The sequence below is a fragment of the Acidovorax sp. KPB24-07 genome (assembly GCF_057543315.1).
The window spans coordinates 1-4,802 of the sequence record NZ_BAAJYS010000264.1 but is presented as its reverse complement, the minus strand read 5'-3'; the positions used below and the strand labels follow the sequence as shown (position 1 = coordinate 4,802).

Annotated in this window: 2 protein-coding genes and 1 pseudogene; all 3 read right to left on the bottom strand. The window is 64.6% G+C overall.

What is annotated here, in order from left to right:
• Positions 1 to 1,115 (bottom strand): methyl-accepting chemotaxis protein (locus AC27IQ_RS18895; protein WP_487090389.1); only part of this gene is annotated, 1,115 nt, incomplete at its 3' end.
• Between the two features lie 439 nt (positions 1,116 to 1,554).
• Positions 1,555 to 3,921: an RNA polymerase sigma factor RpoD gene (gene rpoD, locus AC27IQ_RS18890; protein WP_284430195.1), complete on the bottom strand. Its 2,367-nt coding sequence runs from the start codon at positions 3,919 to 3,921 to the stop codon at positions 1,555 to 1,557.
• Positions 3,922 to 4,175: 254 nt separating this feature from the next.
• A pseudogene (locus tag AC27IQ_RS18885) lies at positions 4,176 to 4,802 on the bottom strand (DNA primase); the annotation flags it as partial.

Below are 4,802 nucleotides of genomic sequence, written 5' to 3'. Positions count from 1 at the left end.
AAGGCGATGCCGTCGATCACCCCGATGATCTCTGCCATGCGGCCGGAACTCTGCTGGATGTCCTGCATGGTGGACACGACGTTGCCCACCACCGAGCCACCCTGCGTGGCCACGGCCGAGGCGCCGGAGGCCAGCTGGTGCGCGCGGCGGGCCGAGTCGGCGTTCTGCTGCACGGTGGAGGTCAGCTCTTCCATCGACGCCGCGGTCTCCTCCAGGTTGCTGGCCTGCTCCTCGGTGCGCTGGCTCAGGTCGGCGTTGCCATTGGCGATCTGCACCGACCCGGTGGCGATGGAGTCGGCGCTCGTGCGCACGTTGCCCACGATCTGCACCAGGCTGGCGTTCATGCGCTGCAGCGCGTTGAGCAACTGGCCCACCTCGTCCTTGCTGTTCGCCTCGATGTGCGACGTCAGGTCGCCCGCCGCCACGGTTTCGGCGATCTGCACCGCGCGCCCGATGGGCCGGGTGATGGATCGCGTGATGAGCCAGCCCAGCACGAACGACACGGCCACCGCTGCGCACGCGATGGCGATGATGAGCTGAAAGCCTGTCTTCACCTCGCGGTCCGCGCCGTCGCTGGCCTTGTCCATCTGCAGCTGCTGGTGATCGGACATCTTGTCGAGGGCTGCCATGTAGGCCAGCTGGTTGCGCCGCAGCGTGTTGGCCAGCAGGCCCTTGGCTTCCTCGGGCTGGCCTGCGCGGATCAGCGAGAGGAACGCGTCCACGTCCTTCACGTAGGCGGCCCGCTGCTCCTGCGTGTCTGCGAGCAGCCGCTTGCCCGTGTCGCTCTGCACGGTGGGCGTGAGCTTGGCGTACATGCCGGTGATGAGCGCGCGGCTGCCTTCGATGCCCTTGATCTCCTGCTCTCGCTGGGCCGCGTCATCGAAGATCACCAGGTTGCGCACGTAGCGGGCCTGCTGATCGACCTCGTCGGAAATCTCGTTCAGCAACCGGACCTTGACGTAATAGTCCTTGGTCACCAGCGTCAGCGCCTGATTGACGTTGCCCAGGGCCGACATGGAGATGCCGGCCACGAGGAGCAGCAACACGATCGTGGAAAGAAATGCGAGCGTGATGCGGGGGCCGATGCGCAGGTTTCCGAAGAATCGGTGGTTCATGGAAGTGGCTTTTTCTTTCTTGGTGGGCAGAAAAAAATGCGCCACCCGCAAGTGCCGGAGCGGAGTTGCAGGTGGCGCGCACTTCAATGCTTTCCTCTTGCGGCGTGCGGTTCGCCCCATGGGTCAGCCGCTTCGGCTTCTACCCTCCCTCCCTGTCCATCTGCGTGGAAACTTGCTGGTAGTGCAATGTCGTTCGTAAGTCTATGTTTCAGATTTTCAAATCCAAAGCGAAATTTTGGAAAGCAACACGTGCCAATTTCGCATGTCTCGCCAAGCGCCGCATGTGGCGTCCGGCCATCTTCCGAAGGGTGGTGGGGCTCTTTCCCGTGCGGGCCAAGGGGTGCTTCCGCGAAAACGTCCAGCCATGAAAAAAGCCTGCTCCCGCAAGGCGGGGGCAGGCTTTTCGATGGACGCTGCCCGGAGGGCGGCCGCGGGCTGACTACAGCGAGTCGATGAAGCTGCGCAGCTTGTCGCTGCGGCTGGGGTGCTTGAGCTTGCGCAGCGCCTTGGCTTCTATCTGGCGAATGCGCTCGCGCGTCACGTCGAACTGCTTGCCGACTTCTTCCAGCGTGTGGTCGGTGGACATCTCGATGCCGAAGCGCATGCGCAACACCTTGGCTTCGCGCGGCGTGAGGCCGTCCAGGATGTCCTTGACCACATCGCGCAGGCCGGCCTGCATGGCGGCGTCGATTGGGGCGGTGTTGGCACCGTCCTCGATGAAGTCGCCCAGGTGGCTGTCGTCGTCGTCGCCGATGGGCGTTTCCATGGAGATCGGTTCCTTGGCGATCTTCATGATCTTGCGGATCTTGTCTTCCGGAATCTCCATCTTGGCCGCCAGGATGGACGCATCCGGTTCGAAGCCGAACTCCTGCAGATGCTGGCGCGAGATGCGGTTCATCTTGTTGATCGTCTCGATCATGTGCACCGGGATGCGGATGGTGCGCGCCTGGTCGGCGATCGAGCGCGTGATGGCCTGGCGGATCCACCACGTGGCGTAGGTCGAGAATTTGTAGCCGCGGCGGTATTCGAACTTGTCCACGGCCTTCATCAGGCCGATGTTGCCTTCCTGGATCAGATCCAGGAACTGCAGGCCGCGGTTCGTGTACTTCTTGGCGATGGAGATCACAAGGCGCAGGTTGGCCTCGATCATTTCCTTCTTGGCATCGCGGGAGGACGATTCGCCTTCGTTCATGCGCTTGTTGATGTCCTTGAGCTCGGGCAGCGGCACCACCACGCGCGCCTGCAGGTCCATCAGGCGCTGCTGCAGTTCCTGCACCGGCGGAATGTTGCGCTGCAGCACGGTGCTCCAGGGCTTGCCGGACGCCGCCTGCTTTTCCACCCACTTCAGGTTCAGCAGGTTGGGCGGGAATTCCTTGATGAAGGTTTCCTGCGGCATGCCGCACTTGTCCACGATGATGCGGCGCAGCTCGCGCTCCTTCTTGCGCACGTCGTCCACCTGGCCGCGCACCATGTCGCACAGCTTCTCGATGGTCTTGGCGGTGAAGCGGATGGTCATCAGCTCGGCCGACAGGGCCTGCTGGGCCTTCATGTACGCGGGCGTGCCGTAGCCTTCCTTGTCGTAGATCTTGTGGACCTTCTCGAACAGGTCGCGCATGGTGTCGAAGCGGGACAGGGCCTCGCGCTTGAGTTCTTCCAGCTTCTTGGTCAGCGCCTTGGAGCCGCCCTTGCCGTCGTCGTCGTCCTCTTCGTCGAATTCGTCGAAGTCTTCTTCGGCCACGTAGTCGTCGGCTTCATTGGGGTTGGAGAAGCCGTCCACGATGGTGGAGATGACGACCTTGCCCTCGCGGATCTCTTCGCCCATGTTCAGGATCTCGGCGATGGTGGCGGGCGATGCGCTGATCGCCTCCATCATGGCCTGCAGGCCGCCTTCGATGCGCTTGGCGATTTCGATTTCGCCTTCGCGCGTCAGCAGCTCCACCGTGCCCATTTCGCGCATGTACATGCGCACGGGGTCGGTGGTGCGGCCGAATTCGCTGTCCACGGTGGACAGGGCGGCTTCGGCTTCTTCTTCCGCTTCCTCGACGGTCGCCGCGGTGGGCGTCACGTTGTTCTGGAACAGGGTCTCGGCATCGGGCGTCTGCTCGTACACGGCCACACCCATGTCGTTGAGCATCGTGACCACGACTTCCATCGTCTCGGCATCGACCAGCTTGTCGGGCAAGTGGTCGGAGATTTCGACCTGCGTCAGGTAGCCGCGCGTCTTGCCCAGCGTGATCAGGGTCTTCAGGCGCGAGCGGCGCTTGGCCAGGTCTTCCTCGGACAGGACGGTCTCGTCGAGGCCGAATTCCTTCATCAAGGCGCGTTCCTTGGCCTTGCTGATCTTCATGCGAAGGGGCTTGACCTTCTCGACCGTGGCCGTGGGGGTGGCTTCGGCTTCGGGTTCGCCTTCGAGGTCGGCCTCGATGTCGGACAGGTCGGCATCGTCGCCCACCGCATCGTCGTCCGCTCCGGCCTTGGGCTTGCGGCCCCGCTTGGCAGGGGTCTTGTCGGCTGCGGCGGCACCGGCGGCCTTGGCCGGGCGGCCGGGGCGCTTCTTGGGCGTTTCGTCGTCGGCGGAGGCCGCGGCGGCCTTGGCGCGGGCGGGCTTCTTGGTTTCTTCGGAGGCTTCGGCCTTGTCAGAGGACTTGTTCACGGGCACGGTATGGACTTTCTTGGCGGCTGGAGCAGCGGCGGCCAGGGCCTTCTTGGGCTCGGTCGTTGCGGCTTTGGCAGCAGGTTTGGAAGCGGCCTTCGCGGCGGTGTCTGGGGCGGACTTGGGCGACTTCGCGGACTTTTGAGCAGGCATGGACACCTCAGGATCAAAAACGGACACAAAGAAAACGCAAGCGCCATGGATCCCGGCGCGGGTGGCACGGCAAAGGCCGGAGCCTTCGCGGTTCGAGGGAGCGACCCTCAGGGGCAAGATGTGTGGGCGAACATTTGGTGTGCAGTCCTTGCGGTGTGAAGGGCGGTCGTGCGTGTGTGTCACGGTTGCCCGGCCCGGAGGTGCTGCTGTCGCTCTTGCCGATGAACCCTACATTATAGCGGCCCAGGGGAATTTCAAGCCGGCTTGAGCGAAATTCCGCGCAATGCCTTGAGCCGCTGCTCCAGCGCCTGGTATTGCGCCAGAGCTGCCGGGTCGCGCGCTGCCAGCAGGATGAGCTCGTTTTGCTGGCGCTTGAGCTCCTCGATGAGCATGCGGTCGAGCAGGTCGCGCAGCTCGGCCCGCAGCTCCTGCACGTCGCCCTCGGTCTGGGCGTGCGAGCCGGTCATCACGCGTTCGGCCAGCCCTTCGCACTCATGCCCGCGCAGGCTCTCGCGCAGCACGGCCCAGGCCAGCGGGCCATGTTCGTGCAACTGGCCTTCCAGCCAGGTGAACAGGGGCCCGTGCGGTGCCGCCTGGGCGCACAGCACCGCGTGGTCCTCATGGGCCAGTTCTTCCAGGAACTCCATGTGCGACAGCAGAAGCCGCACCGCGTGGTCCGTGCGGCTCGCCGCCGGGGTGCGGGGCAGGCGCGGCTGGATGGGTCGCTCGTCCTCCTTCTTCCAGCGGCCCTTGCCTTTCCAGTCGCCGTTGCTTTTGCGAAACGGTTTGGCGGCATAGCCCTGGCCGCCGCCGGGCGGCTCGCCGGCCGGGGCCCAGCCGGCGTCCTGCGTGGAGGCGCCCCAGGGCGGTTCGTCGGCGTA